The 13,516-nt window shown below is 71.3% G+C and carries 16 protein-coding genes and 1 pseudogene; 5 read left to right on the top strand and 12 right to left on the bottom strand.

Translation table 11 applies throughout. The features are described 5' to 3' along the window. Nucleotides 1–531: 531 nt before the first annotated feature. The 11 genes from AB0Q99_RS33945 to AB0Q99_RS33895 all read right to left on the bottom strand — a co-directional run bounded on the left by AB0Q99_RS33945 (nucleotide 532) and on the right by AB0Q99_RS33895 (nucleotide 7,300). On the bottom strand, nucleotides 532–3,189 hold the full coding sequence (locus AB0Q99_RS33945) for a hypothetical protein (protein ID WP_363578066.1): 2,658 nt from the start codon (nucleotides 3,187–3,189) through the stop codon (nucleotides 532–534). Nucleotides 3,190–3,504: 315 nt separating this feature from the next. Next, nucleotides 3,505–3,936, bottom strand: a complete 432-nt coding sequence (locus tag AB0Q99_RS33940) for a hypothetical protein (RefSeq protein ID WP_363578064.1) — start codon at nucleotides 3,934–3,936, stop codon at nucleotides 3,505–3,507. Nucleotides 3,937–3,938: 2 nt separating this feature from the next. After that, nucleotides 3,939–4,151 (bottom strand): hypothetical protein, encoded by a 213-nt coding sequence (locus AB0Q99_RS33935; RefSeq protein WP_363578063.1) that lies wholly within the window; start codon nucleotides 4,149–4,151, stop codon nucleotides 3,939–3,941. Then, complete coding sequence (locus AB0Q99_RS33930; RefSeq protein ID WP_363578061.1) at nucleotides 4,151–4,390, bottom strand: hypothetical protein; 240 nt, start codon at nucleotides 4,388–4,390, stop codon at nucleotides 4,151–4,153. The genes AB0Q99_RS33935 and AB0Q99_RS33930 overlap by 1 nt, the downstream gene beginning before the upstream one ends. A 59-nt stretch (nucleotides 4,391–4,449) precedes the next feature. Next, nucleotides 4,450–4,860, bottom strand: a complete 411-nt coding sequence (locus AB0Q99_RS33925; RefSeq protein ID WP_363578059.1) for a DUF3307 domain-containing protein — start codon at nucleotides 4,858–4,860, stop codon at nucleotides 4,450–4,452. Between the two features lie 63 nt (nucleotides 4,861–4,923). Continuing rightward, nucleotides 4,924–5,169, bottom strand: a complete 246-nt coding sequence (locus AB0Q99_RS33920) for a hypothetical protein (protein WP_363578057.1) — start codon at nucleotides 5,167–5,169, stop codon at nucleotides 4,924–4,926. A gap of 2 nt (nucleotides 5,170–5,171) precedes the next feature. Beyond that, nucleotides 5,172–6,179 carry a protein spdB gene (locus AB0Q99_RS33915; RefSeq protein WP_363578055.1) on the bottom strand — a complete coding sequence of 336 codons (1,008 nt, stop codon included), beginning with the start codon at nucleotides 6,177–6,179 and terminating at the stop codon, nucleotides 5,172–5,174. Continuing rightward, nucleotides 6,179–6,373, bottom strand: coding sequence for a hypothetical protein (locus AB0Q99_RS33910; RefSeq protein ID WP_363578053.1), 195 nt, complete (start codon nucleotides 6,371–6,373; stop codon nucleotides 6,179–6,181). The genes AB0Q99_RS33915 and AB0Q99_RS33910 overlap by 1 nt, the downstream gene beginning before the upstream one ends. A 5-nt stretch (nucleotides 6,374–6,378) precedes the next feature. Next, nucleotides 6,379–6,879 carry an RNA polymerase sigma factor gene (locus AB0Q99_RS33905; RefSeq protein ID WP_363578051.1) on the bottom strand — a complete coding sequence of 167 codons (501 nt, stop codon included), beginning with the start codon at nucleotides 6,877–6,879 and terminating at the stop codon, nucleotides 6,379–6,381. Then, a complete protein-coding gene (locus AB0Q99_RS33900; RefSeq protein ID WP_363578049.1) occupies nucleotides 6,876–7,019 on the bottom strand; it encodes a hypothetical protein in 144 nt (47 codons plus the stop codon). The genes AB0Q99_RS33905 and AB0Q99_RS33900 overlap by 4 nt, the downstream gene beginning before the upstream one ends. Next, nucleotides 7,016–7,300 (bottom strand): hypothetical protein, encoded by a 285-nt coding sequence (locus AB0Q99_RS33895; protein ID WP_363578047.1) that lies wholly within the window; start codon nucleotides 7,298–7,300, stop codon nucleotides 7,016–7,018. Before AB0Q99_RS33895 ends, AB0Q99_RS33900 begins: the two co-directional genes overlap by 4 nt. A gap of 165 nt (nucleotides 7,301–7,465) precedes the next feature. Between AB0Q99_RS33895 and AB0Q99_RS33890 the strand changes: the two genes are divergently transcribed. The 4 genes from AB0Q99_RS33890 to AB0Q99_RS33875 all read left to right on the top strand — a co-directional run bounded on the left by AB0Q99_RS33890 (nucleotide 7,466) and on the right by AB0Q99_RS33875 (nucleotide 12,314). After that, nucleotides 7,466–7,723 (top strand): hypothetical protein, encoded by a 258-nt coding sequence (locus tag AB0Q99_RS33890; protein ID WP_363578045.1) that lies wholly within the window; start codon nucleotides 7,466–7,468, stop codon nucleotides 7,721–7,723. After that, nucleotides 7,720–7,962, top strand: a complete 243-nt coding sequence (locus AB0Q99_RS33885; RefSeq protein WP_363578043.1) for a pRL2-19 — start codon at nucleotides 7,720–7,722, stop codon at nucleotides 7,960–7,962. Before AB0Q99_RS33890 ends, AB0Q99_RS33885 begins: the two co-directional genes overlap by 4 nt. A 177-nt stretch (nucleotides 7,963–8,139) precedes the next feature. Further along, nucleotides 8,140–11,643 carry a DUF927 domain-containing protein gene (locus tag AB0Q99_RS33880; protein ID WP_363578041.1) on the top strand — a complete coding sequence of 1,168 codons (3,504 nt, stop codon included), beginning with the start codon at nucleotides 8,140–8,142 and terminating at the stop codon, nucleotides 11,641–11,643. Next, a complete protein-coding gene (locus AB0Q99_RS33875) occupies nucleotides 11,643–12,314 on the top strand; it encodes a hypothetical protein (RefSeq protein WP_363578039.1) in 672 nt (223 codons plus the stop codon). The genes AB0Q99_RS33880 and AB0Q99_RS33875 overlap by 1 nt, the downstream gene beginning before the upstream one ends. A gap of 69 nt (nucleotides 12,315–12,383) precedes the next feature. Here the strand turns inward: AB0Q99_RS33875 and AB0Q99_RS33870 are convergent, their stop codons facing one another. Continuing rightward, nucleotides 12,384–12,764, bottom strand: coding sequence for a hypothetical protein (locus AB0Q99_RS33870; RefSeq protein WP_363578037.1), 381 nt, complete (start codon nucleotides 12,762–12,764; stop codon nucleotides 12,384–12,386). Between the two features lie 656 nt (nucleotides 12,765–13,420). Here AB0Q99_RS33870 and AB0Q99_RS33865 point away from each other — a divergent pair. Further along, nucleotides 13,421–13,516 (top strand): annotated as a pseudogene (locus tag AB0Q99_RS33865) (tRNA pseudouridine(55) synthase TruB); the annotation flags it as partial.

The following is a 13,516-nucleotide window of genomic DNA, read 5'->3' as shown; positions in this document are numbered from 1 at the left end:
GGCAAAGAATAGGGCAGGAAAAGCCGTGAATTTGGCTCGGAGCGCGAAGCGCGGAGAATTGTTGAAACAGCCTGGAAAGGGCCGAGCCATTCTGGAATTCGGCGCAAAGCGCCTCATTGCCAAATTCGGAATTCCGCTTCGCGCAATTCTCCCGCCGTTCGTGACGCATTCCTCGGCCCTTTCCAGGCTGTTTCAACAATTCTCCGCGCTTCGCGCTCCGAGCCAAATTCACGGCTTTTCCTGCCCTATTCTTTGCCGAACTCGAACCGAATTCACGAGGAATTCAAGGCTGAATCCACGGCCCTTTTCAGGCGAATTCAAGGCCAATTGTCCCCGCATTGTCCCGCGTTTTCGACCCCACAGGAAATGGGGCCCGGGAGGGCCCGTTGACGATGTGACGCAAAATTCGGGTAGCAGCGTGTATCACTTCGGGGCCGTCAGAAAACCCCTGCCGGATTCGCTGTGCGGACCCCGGCCGGGGCACGAAAAAGCCCCCTCGAAATGAGGGGGCTTTTCGCCGGAATGCGCCCGCTATTCGGCCGGAACGGTGGCCGAGGGGAATTCACCAAGCCCCTCATAATAGGCGTAGATTTCCGAGAAGGTGTATTTCTGCTTTCCCTTTTCGTCGGTCTGACCGGCGGGGAAGTCCTTTCGGCGTCGCTTATTGGCGGTCATGGTGTTGGCGGGCTTCATGATGCCCTGCGCCTCCAGGCGCCGGGAGATCTCGGCGAGGCTCAGCAGCTCCTCTGCGGGCTCGGCCGGCGCCTGCTCTGCCTGCCCGGCGGCCTGGCCGTCGTGGCGCTCCAGGATGGCACCCAGAGCGTCACGGAGGGCGTCACCACCCCCGTCACCGGAGGTGTCATAGAGGCCGTCACCCTTGCTCAGTGTCACGCGCTGACCAGGCACGATGCCCGCAGGAAGGCCCGAAACCGGGGTTTCCGCGGTTCCGGCCGCAGGCAGTGACACCCGGCCCTGGAGCAGGCGCGGGATGCCCCTGGGCGAGTTGGCCGGCGGCTCGCTGTAGAGGCCGTCCGGCTCGTAGCCGTACCGCTCGCGCAGGTCCAGGTAGAGCTGGTGGTAGATGGCCTCCGAGGCTTCCTGGACGGTCTTCCCGCCGTCCTGCGGAGCGAGGGCGTCGAGGGTGAACGGGACCTGATAGCGGACCGCATTTCCCTCGTGCACGATGGCCATGCGTCCGGCCTTGTTCACGCTCGGCGGCATGGGGACGCGGCCGAAAATTCGCTTCCACTGGTTCTCTTCGTAGTTCCCGAGTGCCTTGAGGCGGAAAAGCGGAGTGAGGCTCGCGCCGCCGAATTCGTTGTCCTTGAAGTCCTGGAATACGGCGATGATGTGGACGTTGGCGTCACGGCCGAGCCGGAGAATCTTTCCGACGTCCTTCTTCCAGATAGGGTCAGCGGCGGATTCCTTGTCCTCACCCTTTTTGATGCGGGTGCTATCCCATGCGTCCTTCAGGAGGATGACGAGTTCGTTGGACTCTTCCAGAATCAGGTAGATCGGGTCGAAGTCCGAGCGGATTCCCTGCTCCTTCTCGAAGAATCGCGCTTCGGTCACCTCCGCCAGCCACTCGATCAATCGGCGCATGTCTACGGCGTTTTGCGGGTCCGCGTAGAGGTGGACGCCGGGAATTCCCCGCAGGGGCGCGAGGCTGAGCATTTTCGGGTCGATACCAAGGACGGTTCCGCGCTTCATCAGCATCTGCACGGCCAGCCATTGCAGTTTCGCGGACTTGCCGCCGCCGGTTCCGACAGACAGAGCCAGGTGCGGGGTCTCGCCGGACAGTTTCCGCACCAGCGCCTCATGGTGCTCGTCCAGGCCGAAGACGAATTCGTCCGGACCGAGCTTGGCGAGCGCGGCGAGGATGCGCGGGTCGTTGATGTCCACCGCGTCCGGCGGCTCCGGGGTCGGCTTCGGCGGAGGCCGGTGGGTCCACACCGCGTAGTGCGGGCCCTCCATGAGGTGCCAGCGGCTCACCCAGTCCCCGGGCACCCGGGAGTTCACCAGCGTGTCGAGGCCGGAGCGCTCGGCGTCGTGCCCGACGAAGGCCGGCGGAAGCTCCAGGCGAATCTCGGCGGCGCGGTCGGCCACGGAGGCCGGGATGGTCAGCCAGTCCCAGAGCTGGTCCTTCTCCGGCAGGCGCAGGGTGTGCTGGAGCGCGGCCCACAGCGACGGGCCGAAGCGCGCTTCGTCGCCCACCAGGTCCCGGATGACGGGCGCGGGCTGGAGCGTCCAGAGCGCGTGGTGGCCTCCGCCCATCAGGCGCCAGGTGCTCGCCCACTCGCCCGGCAGCTTGCTGTTCACGACCTCGTCCAGGCCGTCGCGCTCGCGGTCGGTGCCGACGAACTCGGGCGGCAGCTCCAGGCGGACCGGGCGGCCGTTCTCCTCGAACGTGTCCGGGACGGTCAGCCACTTCTCCCGGGGCTCCTCGTCGTCCAGGCGCAGGGCCGCCTTCACGGCCAGCCACAGGGCCGGGCCGTACACCTCCTCGTCGGTGGGCGGCGGCGGGGACCAGTAGCCGAGCCCGTCCGGGCCGGTGGCGGCCAGGCCGACCGCGACCAGGGCGACGGCGCCGGCGCCGAGCTGCACGCCGCCGGGGTACGCGCTGTAGAGCAGCACGCCGCCGAGCGTGGCCAGGCGCAGGACGAGCACCCAGGAGTGGGCCCAGCGCGGGTAGGTCGCTGCGGAGCGCCACAGGGCCCGGGGGAGGACCCACAGGCCGCGCAGGGCCCGGCCCAGCCAGCGGGCGCCCACGGCGGCCCAGACGGCGCCCAGGGCGGCCCAGTCGGCCAGCGTGAGGAGGAGGGCGGGCACCTTTCCCGCCAGGGTCTCCAGGTAGTCCTGGAAACCGGCCAGCTTGGCGTCCAGGTCGAACGGGGCCGGGGTCGGCCCGGCGATCGCCACGGAGGCCATGGCGGCCATGGCCTGGCGCTCGGCGACGGGGCGCGGGACGGGCTCGAAGAAGGTGGCGCCGCCCTCCTTCTTCCGGGCGTCGGCGCTGGCGGACAGCGGCCGGCCGGAGACGATCCGCCAGACGAACCGGGCGAGGGCGCCGAACGCCTTGCCGATCGCCTCGTCCCGCTCCTTGGCCTTCGCCTTCTCGCTGGCGCTCGGCTTGGGCATCTGGGTGAACGCCCAGCACAGGCCGCCGATCACCACGACGACGCCGAGCACGCCCAGGCCGGACTTCTCGCCGAGCCAGTGCAGGACGGTGCCCACGGTGTCCGCGACCGCCTTGCCCACGCCGTTGTCCGCCCCGTTGGCGGGCGCGGTAGGGCCGGGCGAGGGAGTTGCCTGAGCGAGGCCGGATACGGCGCTGTGAACGTCGTGGGCCGCTGCCAGGATGGCCATGTGGTGCTCTCCTCTCCAGGTGCTTGGGGAGCCTGCTGCCGGGCGGGGTCACGACCCGCCCGGCGTCCCCTCGTTGATCAGAGATCAGCAGGTGATCTGTCAGTGTGCGCGCCGCCTGCGACAGATGGCACGCCTGTTTCAGTCCGCCGAGTTGCGTTCGGTGATCTGCGGGATCAGCCAGGCCAGGTACTCCTGGCGCACGTACGCCCGTCCGCCCCCGGTCGCGTCCCACTCCACCGAGTCCGGTCCGAACGGTCCGGCCGACTGCTCGGGGTGCGCCTGGTCGAAGTTCTGCAAGGCGCCGGCCGCCCGCGCGGCGGCGGTCAGATCGGCCTCGGACCGGCTCTGCCACCAGCGCCGGTCCGCGACGGCGGCGATCCGCAGCAGGCACTCCCGGTACATGTCCCGGACGTCCTGGTCCTGCTCGATCTCGGCCCGGTCCTGGTCGTCCATCTGCGTCTCGTGGAACTCGGCGAACTCGTCGGCCATGGCGGCCTCCGTCGCCAGGTCCGGCGCGTGCTCGTACGCCTCGTTGGCGGACGGCGCGTTGAAGGCGGGGTAGTAGGCCATGGTCAGGCCACCTTCCGGATCTCGTAGGAGTAGCAGAGGGCCGATCCGCCGAAGAAGCCGTCCAGCTTGACGGTCCACTTCCCGCCGGTCAGCTCGCTCGGGATCATCTGGTCGTCCCGCAGGTCGTCCAGGACCTTGCCGACCTTGCCGACCGCCCATGGGTCGGTGACGCACTCCAGGACCTCCACGCGGTCCCCGGCACGGAACTCGGGCATCAGATCTTCTCCTCGGTGTCGAAGTGCGGGTAGAGCTGGCGGACCAGGCCGAGCACGTAGGCCGGGTCGGCGCCGAGAAGGCCGGCCTTCTCCATCGCGGCGTTGGCCTCCCAGGCCGCCGCGCTCAGCCGCTGCTCGGTGTCCGGCGCGGCCAGCGCGGCCGGGTCCTTGGCAACGGACAGCAGCGCCTGCTGGAGCCGGTAGTACGCCTGGACGCCCTCTCGGGTGACGTCGTCCATGGGGTTCCTCTCGTGGTCGCGGGGCGGGCCCGGGTGGGCCCGCCCCGGTGGCGGGTCGGTCAGGACAGTCCGGCGATCAGCAGCGCGGCCGGGAGCACGCCGAGCGCCAGGTGCGCGCTCTGGTCTACATGGGCGGCCCCGCCGTGGGCGGCGAAGCCTTCCTGGCGGGCCCAGACCATCCAGCGGGCGACGGGCCACCGCCGGTCGATCGCCGCGTGGCTGACGCCCAGCCAGAGCGGCGCGAGGACAGCCGCGGCCGGGCTCAGGTGGAAGCCGAGCACCCACTCGCCGAGCATCAGCAGGACGAGGGACGTCACCACGTGGGTGCCGGCGTGCGCGGCCAGGGCCCGCCAGCCGATCGGGCCGTGGCCGGCCTTGTGCTGGGCCTGGTGGTCGGTCTGGAACGGGTAGTCGCTCAGGTGGTGCGCGACGTAGAGCAGGGCGAAGGCGGCGGCGAACAGGGCGGTCATCAGGTCTCCTCGGGGTGCGGGGCGGGCCCGGCGGGGCCCGCCCCGGGTGGTCGTGGCGGTGGGTCAGAACCAGCTGTTCGCGCGGCGCTCGGCCTTGGCCTTCGCCTCCGCCTGGCGCTTCTCCTGCTCGGCCTTCTCGCGGGCCTCCTGCTCGGCGGCCTCGCGGGCGCAGGCCTTGGCCTGGAGCGCGTCGACCTGGCGGTCGTACTTCGCGGGGTCGCCGCCCCGGGCGGCCGTGACGGCGGCCTTGGCGATGATCCAGGCGGACCCGAGGATCTCGCCGGTGGTGTAGTGCTTGGGCTCGGCCATGGTCAGTTCCCCCCGGTGAAGCCGAAGCCCACGGAGGGCTTGGCGCTGCTGGTGCTGGACTTCGCGTTGCGGATCTCCCGCTTGACCGTCGCCTCGCTCACCGGCCGTCCGGCCCGAGCGGTGACCCACGGGACCGCCGCTTTTGGGTCGGTGACCCCCTCCGCCACGGCGAGGCGGGCGAGCGAGGCGATCGACGGCGCCTTGCCCTGCTCGGGGACCCGCTGGTCCTCCGGGCGGAGATCGGCGGTCTGGGCGAGGGTGCTGACCTGCTGCGGGGCGGCCTCCGGGCGGACCTCCGCCCCGTCCCCGGCGGGGGCCGGGCGCAGGGCCGCGACCGGCGTCCACATCGGCAGCTCCCACAGCGGGGCGGCCGGGGCGGCCACCTCCTCCAGGGCGCGGCCGTGCTCCTGGCCGGTGGTGTCCAGGCCGGACCAGGCGTTGGAGAGGCGGGCGGCGGACTTGGCCTGGGCCTTGGCCACCCGGGCGCCGGCCTCCGAGAGCGCGGTCATCCGGACGACCTCCACGCCGGTGCGGGCGTTGAGCGAGGCGCGGGCGATCGCGGCGTTGTCGCGGGAGTCCTGGAGCACCTGGGCGATCTCGGCGCGGGCCCGGGGGCTGATCTCGGTCCGCTCCCACAAGGAGTGGAGCCACCACAAGGCCTTGGCTCCGATCGGGAGCCAGGAGACGGCCAGCCAGGCCGCCGTGCCGGATTCGGCGGTGAGCGCGTGGGTCACCAACATGCCGGTGGCCACCAGGCCGAAGGCCCAGCCCACCAGGGTGACTCGGACGTCGTGATCGCCCTGCGCGCTCAGGCGCCGCTCGTACGCCTGGGCGGACAGCCACGCGGCGTCGAAGGCCAGGCCGATGACGACGGCCAGGAAGACCGGCATCACGCTGCCGAGCCACAGGGCCACCACGGCCACCGTGAGGACGGCCGAGAGGGCGGTGGAGACGAGGGCCGGAGCGGCGAGCCAGGCCCGGCGGGTGCGCTGGCGGATCGAGGCGGACATCACTCCGCACCTCCGAAGATCAGTCGGTACAGGGCGGAGTAGATGAGCCAGCCGGACAGGACGCCGACCGGCAGGGAGACGGCGGGGCGGGGCAGGGACCACAGGCCGTGGGCGACGTCGGCGAGGACGCCGCCGGCCGCGAAGCCGAGCCCGACCGAGACCAGGGCGAGGAGCCAGTTCAGGGCGCGACGCATCCCGATCACCCGGCCAGCGCGAGGAGCGTGCGGCGGGCGGCCTGCTTGCGCTTCCAGATCGCGGTCTCCGAGCGGCCGAGCCGCCGGGCGATCCGCCCGTCGCTCAGCCCCTGGGCCTTGAGCCGGATCACCACGGCCTGCGCGGCGGTGAGCAGGGACAGGACCATGCCCTCGCTCTCGTCGGCCGGGGCGGCGGTCGGCAGGGCCCGCGCGGTGACGGCGTCGGACCAGTCGGCCGGCGCCTCGTCGGCGCGGCGCGGGCGGTAGTGATCCACGGCGGCCCGGACGACGATCGCCCGCAGCCAGCCGTAGGCCCGGGAGTCGTCGGCGCGGAGCTGGTGGAGCGAGGCGGCGGCCCGCAGCCAGGCTTCGGAGACGACGTCCTCAGCGGTGGCGTGGTCCCGGGTCCGCGTCCCGGCGAAGGCCACCAGCCGGGCGTTGTAGAGGCGGAACAGGGAGTCGAGGCGGGCGGCGGCCTCCGGGGCCAGGGGCGCGGGGGCGGTCACTGGGCACCCCCCTGGGGCCAGATGACGCTGTAGCCGGAACCGCGCTCCAGGACGACCGGCTCGGGGGCCGGGGCGGGGGTCGGCTCGGGGGCCGGGGTCGGCTGCGGCTGCGGGCTCGGGGTTCCGCCGGCGTAGCTCATCGGGCACCCCCGAAGAGGTCGTCCCGCTCGACGGAGAAGAACTCGGTGACGACCAGGCCGTCCTGGCCCGTCATCTTCTTGAACTCCCCGACCGCCCAGGCGTACACCGTGGACCGCTTGGTGCCGGGCCGGACCTGGAGCACCCGGTCCAGCGTCCCGGCCGGGCCGGTGAGGAGACTGCCGTCCAGGCCCTGCTGGCGACCCGTGAGGATCACGTGGACGGGGATGCGCGCCTCGGAGGGCGGCGTGAGCAGGTTGGACGTGGGCTCGGTACGATCCATGACGGATCGCCCTCCTGTCTGTAGCAGGTGGGTGGTCAAGGCCCTGAGCAGGTGGTGAGACACCGGCTCGGGGCCGCTCCCGTTTGGGGAGGGCTCAACCATGGCATGAATTATCCGCGAGAACAAGTCCTCATCTCGCGAGGGAGTGTCGTGTACGCTTGCGCCATGGTTGAGATTCCGGAAGAGGCACAGGCCGCAGCGCTGCGGGCCGTCGCCACGCGCGCCCGAGAGCGCGAACAAGCCGAGTACTGGATGTTGGAGCGGGTCCGGGAGTCGGTGATCGAAGCCGTCCAGGCCGGGGCCATGCGCTCCCGCGTCAGCAAGCTCGCGGGCATCAGCCCCAACACCCTGACCGCCTGGATGCGCGACGCGGGCATCGAGGTCAGGGCGAAGGCGCCGGCCAAGAAGGCGGGGGCGAAGTGAGCGGCCGTCTGCCCGAGCCCGCCGACATGTCGCACGCCATGCTGATCGGCCTGCTGATGCATCTGGGTGGCAGCTACGACATGCCCGCCGACGCGCTGTCAGTCGATGCGCTCGGCACCCCAGATGGGACGTTCCACGCCGTTGAGCTGGGAGTTCTTGAGGACGGCCAGGTCCGCCTGTCCGTCGTCCCCCGACCGTCCGGCGACGACGCCGGGCTCCGGTTCCGTGGCGGGGAGTAACCTCACCCCCACGAACCGCGCTTAACCCCAGAAATGACTCACCCGCCCCCGGACCCTCTCTGGCGTCGAAACCAGGTGAGGGGTCGAAATCCGGAAAGGCGGGTGCTCACTAGTCGGTGTCGAGTGTAGGGGACTGGTGTCCCCGACACACCACGGCACCGGCGGGAAGGCTTGTTCTTGCCCACCCCGACGTCCCCCACCGTGCCCAAGCAGGGCACCGTGACCAGCATCCGGCCTGGCGTTTCGACCGCCGGACTCCTCCCCATCGCGGGCATGAAGAGCGGCTGGTTCTTCGACCCCGCCACCCGCCAGATCCTCCACCAGGCGAAGGCCGGCGCCGAGCTGCTGCCGGTCGGCGACGTGCCGCCGGTCCGTGGCCGGGTCACCTATCGCATGTCCGACCGCTCCCACACCCGGATCGGGTTCTTGCTGGAGAGCAAGGAGGGCAAGCGCCGGATCGCCACCACCTCCGAGATCCACGACGGCAGCTATGCCGACAAGATCGGCGAGCCCCGGCCAGTCGGCCCGGACCAGCGCCAGGCATTCGCCCAGGTCATGTCCGAGGAGGTGAAGACCGCGCCCGAGCTGGCGGGCATCGCGGTGAAGACCGAGAACGGCACGCTCGTGCTGCCGGACCCCGACGCGCAGGAGTACGGGTACCTGCGGCTCGGCGACCCCGACGAGAAGGGGGCGCGGGCGGCCTGGGACACGGTGATCCGCTCCGCCATGGCCTCCGAGCGCACCACGCTGGTGATCGGCGCCGTGATGGCCGGGCCGCTGGTCTCCTCCCTGCCCGGAGTGCACGCGCACGTGCTGAACCACCTGGGCAGCCCGCAGCAGGGCAAGTCCCTCGTCCAGATCGTTCAGGCGTGCCTGCTGGGCGACCCGAGCGACGCGGGGATGCTGTTCAAGGAGCTGTCCAGCACGGCGAACGCGCTGCCCGAACTGCTGCTGCTGGTCCGGTACTTGCCGATGATCCGCGAGGAGGTGTCCTCCGGCGGCCTGACCTTGGCTCAGCTCCGGGCCCTGGTCTCGCGCATCATCGGCGGCGGCCGGCGCGACCGCATCAGCGTCGAGGGCGCGGTGCGGTTCCAGGTCGGCGCGTGGAAGTCCGTGCTGTCCACGTCGTCGAACGAGTCGCTGTTTCACCCCGGCCAGCCCGAGTCCTGGGCGTCCCGGGTCATCGAGGTGCACGCCCCGTTCTTCGCCTCCGGGGCCGACGCGCAGCAGGCCGCCGAGCTGGCGACCCAGTTCCACGGCTGGCCGCTGCACTGGGCGAACGCCACCGGCCAGTTCACCGGCGAGAAGATCGCCGAGTGGCGCGCGCTGCACCTCCAGGTCACCCAGCGCCTGAGCGGCGCGGAGGGCGGCGTGGCGCTGACGCTGGCCCGGACGGTGGCCGCGTGGTGCGTCGGTGCCCACCTGCTCGGCGTGGTGCTGGGCATCCCCGAGCTCGGCGAGCGCGCCTTCGAGGACGCCCGCGCCGAGCTGCCGCGCATCGTGGACGCGGCCGTGGAGAACAACCAGCCGCCCGGGGCGGTGCTCTGGGAGAAGCTGGCCGGTCTCATCGGCACCGAGCCGCTGTGCTGGCCGGACTACCGCCAGCTCGGCCCGAAGGCCGGCGGTGACGACGAGCTGCCGATCCGGACCCTGCTGGGCTACTGGTACGACGGGAAGCAGGGCCTGGAGATCCACGTCCTCAAGACCACGCTGGACATGCTGGCCAAGCAGGCCGGGATCGACACGACCACGCCGGGGCTGACCGAGATGCGCAAGCTCGGCATCCTGCGCTCCACCCAGGGCGCCACGAAGTTCACGTCGAAGCCGCCCGGCGAGCACCTGCGCAAGCAGGTCCCGGGCATGGTCTACATCCTCAACGTGGACAAGGCGCGGGCCCTGTACAACGAGGCCGCCGAAGCCACCGTGCTCCCGCCCGTGGAGCCCCCGGCGGAGGACTCGCCGATCGCCCGCGCCGAGCTGGCCGCCGCGCAGGGCGCCACCGCACTCCCGGCCGTCCCGGCCCCGACCGCGTTCGCCGCTCCGGTCCTGCCGGTCCAGGCGCCGGCCGATCCGGTGGCCGCCGTGGTCCCGCCCCGGCCCGAGCTGCCCCCGCGCATCGTGTTCCCGGCCCCGGAGCGGGCCGTGGTGGACGCGCGCTGGGACACCCTGGAGAAGGCCGGCGGTCGGACCGCCGACGCCGCCGCGCTCGGCGTGCTCGGCGACGACGGGCTCCACCTGCCCAACTCCGTACCGGTGCCGATGGAGCTGCCGGAGTCGGTGGACCAGGTCGTCCCGCTCATGGACGCCTACGGCCTCAAGACGCTCTACCTGCACGCGAGCGCCGTGCGGGCGCTCGGCCTGCCCGCCTACGACCGGCGCAAGCCCGGCGGCCGGACCGCCCCCGTGGTCCACCCCTGGGCCACCCCGGCCGGGGACGGACCGGTGCTCCGCGTCGTCCAGGGCGGCCTGGTCCCGTGGATGACGCTGGAGACCGCAGACGGGCGCCGGCTGAACCTGGCGATCCCGGAGTACGAGGACCGCATGGACAAGCGGTCCCGGCACGGGACGAGGCACGGGTTCTCCGGCCCGACCGAAGCCGCGGTGCTGCTGGACGCGCTGATGGTCTACCTGCTGTCCACGCTGCACGGGAAGGCCGGGAAGCCCAAGGTCATCCCGTACTACCTGAGCCCGAACAAGACCGGCGAGGACTACGCGGGCGGCCTCTACCGCGACGACGTCACCAGCCAGGCCGTCCGGCGCGGCGAGGTGAAGCCGCTCGGGATAAACCTGCCGTCCGTGCTCAAGCTCCAGTGGGACCGCGACCCGAGCGCGGCCGAGCGCGACGCGAAGTGGCTGCACCAGTACGACAAGAGCGCGGCCTGGTTGGCGGCCTGGGGGAACACCCCGCTCGGCATCGGCGAGCCTGAGCACTACCTCGCCGAGCGCGACGGCGACCTGCCCGAGATCCCCCGGGACACCCCCGGCCTGTGGCGGGTCTCCAACCCGCCCGGGACCGGCATCCCCGGCCTGCCCGACTTCCGGTTCGAGCCGGACGACGACGGCGGGTTCTGGGTGCGCTCCACACCCGCGCTCAAGGTCGTCTGGGACACGTACCCGGACTGGGTGCCGGACGTCCTGGAGGCGTACTACTGGCCGGTCAAGAAGCGGGCCCTGTACGGCGCCTACGAGCGGCTGTCGAAGGGGCGGGTGTTCATCCTCGCCGAGATGGAGGCGGGGCGGCCCGGTGCTGAGTGGGCGCTCGGCGCGAACGGCTCGGTCTACAAGTCGTTCCGGGGCTACCTGGAGCGGAAGAAGCCGAAGCGCGACGTCGTCACCGGCGAGATCTACGCCAAGGACATCTACTGGCGCCCGGACTGGGCCTGGGCGCTCATGGACGCCGCTCTGGCCAGCACGTTCTACAACGTGCGCAAGTACGCGGAGGAGGACCAGATGTTCCCGCTGACCGTGTACGTGGACGCGGTGACGTACCCCTCGGACGAGCCGGACGCGCTGGCCGCCCGCCCGACCTCGATGCCGCTCGGGCGCACCCACGGCGGGTGGAAGCCGGAGGGCTCGGCGCCGATGGCCGAGCTGCTGCCGCTCATGGACGGCAGCGAGGACGAGCCCGGCCTGAACGCCCGGGACGCGCTGGTGGAGTACCTCAAGGGCGGTGAGCGCTGATGGCACGCTGGTGGCCCTTCGGGCGCAAGGACAAGGGCGAGCAGCCCGAGCCGACTCCCCCGGCCGAGCCGACCCCGGCCGCCCCGGAGGCTCCGGAACCGGTGGCGGAGACCGCCCCGGAGACCCCGGCGCCGGAGGCCGGGGCGGCGGCCCCCAAGAAGGCCGGCCTTTTCGGTCGGCTCTTCGGCCGGGGCCGGAAGAAGGAGGCGGAGGAGGCCGGGGAGGAGGCTCCGGCGGAGGCTCCGCCCGCTCCCCCCGCCCCTCCGGCCCAGCCCCCCGCGCCGCCCGCCGGGGCCCCTGGTGAGCCCGGCGGGGAAGAACCCGCCGCAGGTCCGGCCGGGGGCGGAGAAGGCGGAGGCGAGGGCGGAGAAGGCGGAGAGGCCGCCGAAGAGGAGGAGGAAGAGGAGGAGCGGGAGTACCCGTCCTCGCTGGACGTGGAGATGGAAGGGGACTGGCAGATCAGCTCCACCCTGTGGAACGGCGTGATCTCCGCGACGCTCCACGCGGGCGCCGTGAAGCGCTTCGTGGACGCCATGGACAAGGGCGGCCCGGACGCCCTGGAAGTCGCCGTGCACCTAGTCTGCGAGCGCTGGAGCCGCAACGTGGACGACCAGCTCGACGTGAAGCGCTCCGTGTTCGACATGCGCTACGACGAGAGCGTGCACGACTGACCAGAGCAGCACGAAGGGCCCGCCACCGGCCGGTGGCGGGCCCTTCTGCGTTCCACCCGAAGGCCGGCCTCAGTCCGTCGTGCACCCGGCGACGGCCAGGGCCTCGGTGATGACGGCCCGCTCCTTCTCGGTGAACGGGCGGGTGCTGTCCCAGTCGTTGCGTGGGTCGTAGCCCCACAGCGCCACCGGCCCCCGCGTCTCCGGGGCCTGCTCGGCCGGGAACCCAGCGACGTGGGCCAGCACTGCGGCGGCGTACGGGTTCGGCGCGTACTCCTCCCGCAAGAGCAGCGCGCAGTCGGACATGGTGATCCGCAGTCCCAGCGACGCGTCGGTGAGCCACCCTCGGCCGATGCCATGGGGGCCCATGGCCTTCTCGGCGACGGCGATGCGGTCGCCCCACTCGGCGCGACCGTCGGGGCGGATCAGGATGTACACGGGGGCATCAGTCATGCGCAGACCGTAGCGGGTGGCACCGACTGGCGGTGACGGGGGAACCCGCCGACCGACCCCGAATCTCACTCTGCGTGAGGGTGGCAGGCTGCCACCCGGGGCCCCGGAGAGCTGCCACCCGGGGTGGCAGGAGGGTGGCAGGGTGGCAGGGGTGGCAGGGGGTGGCAGGACCCAAAACGCTGTGACCTGCGGAAACGTCCTGACAGCCTCCTGCCACCCTCCGAAAACCTGCCACCCCTGCCACCCTGCCACCCGGGACCTGCCACCCCAAGGGTGGCAGGTTTTTAGGGGGTCTGACCTGCGGAAATGCAAAACCTGCCACCCCTGCCACCCCTGCCACCCTCGATTTCGGCTCTCTCTAGGAAACGGGGGTGTAGCACCATTGTGCTAGCACCCCCGAAATGGTGACGGAGAGTGACCAAAATTCGGCGACTGCCGAGAAAAGGAATTGCCGAATTCCGCCGAATTTCCAGAAAATCGGCCAGGGTGGAATTCCGGCGAAATTCCTTCCGAATTCTGAGCGGGCCCAGAATTCCTTATCGGCGCATTCCGTCAAGGCAACGAGAATTCCGCTTCGCTCCATTCTCGCCCGCGATTGCTTCGCAATCCAAAGAGAATTGACAGCCCTATTCCGGCGCTTTGCGCCAGAATAAGAAAGGCTCGGCCAGACCACGGTCACCGACGACCGGGAGGGCGAGGTCACCGCCTCGACCCCGGCCGACGCCGTCACCCGGGAGGCGATCGACGCCGGG

It is taken from the genome of Kitasatospora sp. NPDC086791 (assembly GCF_040685975.1).
Taxonomy (GTDB): domain Bacteria; phylum Actinomycetota; class Actinomycetes; order Streptomycetales; family Streptomycetaceae; genus Kitasatospora.
The sequence above is the reverse complement of the archived record's forward strand: the minus strand, read 5'-3'. Positions and strand labels throughout refer to the sequence as shown.

What these genes read in the sequence shown, in the direction of transcription:
- AB0Q99_RS33940 (WP_363578064.1), bottom strand. Translation starts at nt 3,936, where the DNA reads ATGGCCTACTACCCCGCCTTCAACGCGCCGTCCGCCAACGAGGCGTAC.
- AB0Q99_RS33935 (WP_363578063.1), bottom strand. Translation starts at nt 4,151, where the DNA reads ATGCCCGAGTTCCGTGCCGGGGACCGCGTGGAGGTCCTGGAGTGCGTC.
- AB0Q99_RS33930 (WP_363578061.1), bottom strand. Translation starts at nt 4,390, where the DNA reads ATGGACGACGTCACCCGAGAGGGCGTCCAGGCGTACTACCGGCTCCAG.
- AB0Q99_RS33925 (WP_363578059.1), bottom strand. Translation starts at nt 4,860, where the DNA reads ATGACCGCCCTGTTCGCCGCCGCCTTCGCCCTGCTCTACGTCGCGCAC.
- AB0Q99_RS33920 (WP_363578057.1), bottom strand. Translation starts at nt 5,169, where the DNA reads ATGGCCGAGCCCAAGCACTACACCACCGGCGAGATCCTCGGGTCCGCC.
- AB0Q99_RS33915 (WP_363578055.1), bottom strand. Translation starts at nt 6,179, where the DNA reads ATGTCCGCCTCGATCCGCCAGCGCACCCGCCGGGCCTGGCTCGCCGCT.
- AB0Q99_RS33910 (WP_363578053.1), bottom strand. Translation starts at nt 6,373, where the DNA reads ATGCGTCGCGCCCTGAACTGGCTCCTCGCCCTGGTCTCGGTCGGGCTC.
- AB0Q99_RS33900 (WP_363578049.1), bottom strand. Translation starts at nt 7,019, where the DNA reads ATGAGCTACGCCGGCGGAACCCCGAGCCCGCAGCCGCAGCCGACCCCG.
- AB0Q99_RS33895 (WP_363578047.1), bottom strand. Translation starts at nt 7,300, where the DNA reads ATGGATCGTACCGAGCCCACGTCCAACCTGCTCACGCCGCCCTCCGAG.
- AB0Q99_RS33890 (WP_363578045.1), top strand. Translation starts at nt 7,466, where the DNA reads ATGGTTGAGATTCCGGAAGAGGCACAGGCCGCAGCGCTGCGGGCCGTC.
- AB0Q99_RS33875 (WP_363578039.1), top strand. Translation starts at nt 11,643, where the DNA reads ATGGCACGCTGGTGGCCCTTCGGGCGCAAGGACAAGGGCGAGCAGCCC.
- AB0Q99_RS33870 (WP_363578037.1), bottom strand. Translation starts at nt 12,764, where the DNA reads ATGACTGATGCCCCCGTGTACATCCTGATCCGCCCCGACGGTCGCGCC.